Origin of the sequence: Mesorhizobium sp. M2A.F.Ca.ET.039.01.1.1 (assembly GCF_003998035.1) — a bacterium.
GTDB lineage: Bacteria > Pseudomonadota > Alphaproteobacteria > Rhizobiales > Rhizobiaceae > Mesorhizobium.
The window spans coordinates 1-1,140 of the sequence record NZ_RZRY01001217.1; the positions used below are offsets into that span (position 1 = coordinate 1).

The following is a 1,140-nucleotide window of genomic DNA, read 5'->3' on the forward strand; positions in this document are numbered from 1 at the left end:
GTCGGGACGGACATAGGCGCTGTCCGCCGTTTCCTTCCAGATGCGGAAGGCATTCGAGACAAGAAGATTGAGCTTGTTGTCGGGCTCGTCGTCGTTGTCGGGATTGACCAGCCGCAGATCGATCGCGGCATGGCGGCCGTCGGTGATGACCGAGAGAAGAATATCGTCGCCGGGCTCCGGCGGCCGGTCGCGCATCTCGATCGCCTTGATGCGCTCGGCGAGCACCAGCTGGTAGCGCTTGAAGGCCGGCGTGGGCTTGGCCGTCAGGATCTGGCGGCGGCCGGTCGAGATCGCGGGCACCTTGACATGGTCACGCAGGTCCTGCGGCATCACGACATCGGCAAAGGAGCGGAACATTGCGATCAGCTCGGGGACGTTGACGAAGCTGGCGAAGCGCGTGACCGGCTTGTACTTGCCGGAGGGCTGAAGCTCGAGTTCGGTGGTCACGTCGCCGAAGGTCGAGGCCCAGGCGTCGAACTCGTGCAGGCCGCGCTCGGCGAGCGCGCCATGGCCGAGATAGCGCTGCACGGAAAACATCTCGCCAAGCGTGTTGGTAATCGGCGTGCCCGAAGCGAGCACCAGCGCCCTTCCCGGATTCTTGGTCTCGAGAAGCCGGCATTTCACGTAGAGATCCCAGGCGCGCTGCGAGCCGTTGGGATCGACACCCTTGAGCGTCGACATGTTTGTGGCGAAGGACAATTTCCGGAATTCCTGCGCCTCGTCGACGACGATCTGGTCGATGCCGATCTCGGAAATGGTGAGAAGATCATCCTTGCGTGTGGCAAGACCTTCGAGCCGCTCCTTCAGGCCCTCCTTCAAGCGTTCCAGCCGCTTGCGCGAGACGCGGTCGTCGCTCTCGACCTTGGTGAGCAGGCTCTCGTAGAGCTCAAGCTCGTCCTGGATCATCTGCTGCTCGAAGGCGGACGGGATGCCGATGAAGCGGAATGCCGAATGCGTGATGATGATCGCATCCCAGTTGGCGGTCGCGGCGCGGGAGAGGAAGCGGTGCCGCTTGGCCAAGGAAAAATTCGTCTCGTCGGCAACGAGGATGCGGGCATTGGGATAGAGCGCGAGGAATTCTCTCGCGGCCTGCGCCAGGCAGTGGCCGGGAACGACCAGCATGGCCTTGGCGATCAGCCC

1 pseudogene is annotated in these 1,140 nt (G+C 63.2%); it reads right to left on the reverse strand.

What is annotated here, in order from left to right:
- A pseudogene (locus EOA24_RS38750) lies at window positions 1–1,140 on the reverse strand (lactate dehydrogenase); the annotation flags it as partial.